General features: G+C 54.5%; 1 rRNA gene. It reads right to left on the bottom strand.

Annotated elements, in window-relative coordinates:
- A 23S ribosomal RNA gene (locus CHH67_RS25600) occupies positions 1-1,702 on the bottom strand; the annotation flags it as partial.

Here is a 1,702-nt window from a genome sequence, read left to right as displayed (position 1 = left end):
AGGATAAGCCCTCGACCGATTAGTATTGGTCAGCTCCATGCATTGCTGCACTTCCACCTCCAACCTATCTACCTCGTCGTCTTCAAGGGGTCTTACTAATTGGGAAATCTCATCTTGAGGGGGGCTTCACGCTTAGATGCTTTCAGCGCTTATCCCTTCCGTACGTAGCTACCCAGCCGTGCTCCTGGCGGAACAACTGGTGCACCAGCGGTACGTCCATCCCGGTCCTCTCGTACTAAGGACAGCTCCTCTCAAATTTCCTACGCCCACGACAGATAGGGACCGAACTGTCTCACGACGTTCTGAACCCAGCTCGCGTACCGCTTTAATGGGCGAACAGCCCAACCCTTGGGACCTACTTCAGCCCCAGGATGCGATGAGCCGACATCGAGGTGCCAAACCTCCCCGTCGATGTGGACTCTTGGGGGAGATAAGCCTGTTATCCCCAGGGTAGCTTTTATCCGTTGAGCGATGGCCCTTCCATGCGGTACCACCGGATCACTAAGCCCGACTTTCGTCCCTGCTCGACTTGTGGGTCTCGCAGTCAAGCTCCCTTATGCCTTTGCACTCTTCGAATGATTTCCAACCATTCTGAGGGAACCTTGGGGCGCCTCCGTTACTCTTTAGGAGGCGACCGCCCCAGTCAAACTGCCCACCTGACACGGTCCCTGTACCCGATAAGGGCACCAGGTTAGAACCTAGATACGATCAGGGTGGTATCCCAACGGCGCCTCCACCCAAGCTGGCGCTCAGGTTTCCTAGGCTCCCACCTATCCTGTACAGATCGTACCCAAATTCAATATCAAGCTGCAGTAAAGCTCCATGGGGTCTTTCCGTCTTGTCGCGGGTAACCTGCATCTTCACAGGTATTAAAATTTCACCGGATCTCTCGTTGAGACAGCGCCCAAGTCGTTACGCCATTCGTGCGGGTCAGAATTTACCTGACAAGGAATTTCGCTACCTTAGGACCGTTATAGTTACGGCCGCCGTTTACTGGGGCTTCGGTTCACAGCTTCGGATTGCTCCTAACCGCTCCCCTTAACCTTCCAGCACCGGGCAGGCGTCAGCCCGTATACTTCGCCTTACGGCTTCGCACAGACCTGTGTTTTTGCTAAACAGTCGCTTGGGCCTTTTCACTGCGGCCCCCTCGGGCTATTCACCCTACCGAGGCACCCCTTCTCCCGAAGTTACGGGGTCATTTTGCCGAGTTCCTTAACGAGAGTTCTTCCGCGCGCCTTAGAATTCTCTTCTCGCCTACCTGTGTCGGTTTGCGGTACGGGCACCTTCACCTGACTAGAGGCTTTTCTTGGCAGTGTGAGATCATGACCTTCGCTACTGTAATTTTCACTCCCCATCACAGCCCAGCCTTACGATGTGCGGATTTGCCTACACATCAGCCTCACTGCTTGGACGGACATCCATCAGTCCGCGTCACTACCCTCCTGCGTCCCCCCATCGTTCATAACGGTTTATGGTGGTACAGGAATTTCAACCTGTTGTCCTTCGACTACGCCTTTCGGCCTCGCCTTAGGTCCCGACTTACCCTGAGCGGACGAGCCTTCCTCAGGAAACCTTGGGCTTTCGGCGGATCAGATTCTCACTGATCTTTTCGTTACTCATACCGGCATTCTCACTTGTATACGCTCCAGCGCTCCTTACGGTACACCTTCAATGCTGTATACAACGCTCCCCTACCCCTGAA

This window comes from Paenibacillus campinasensis (assembly GCF_002272015.1).
Taxonomy (GTDB): domain Bacteria; phylum Bacillota; class Bacilli; order Paenibacillales; family Paenibacillaceae; genus Paenibacillus_AQ; species Paenibacillus_AQ campinasensis.
This window is presented reverse-complemented; position numbering and strand designations above follow the sequence as displayed.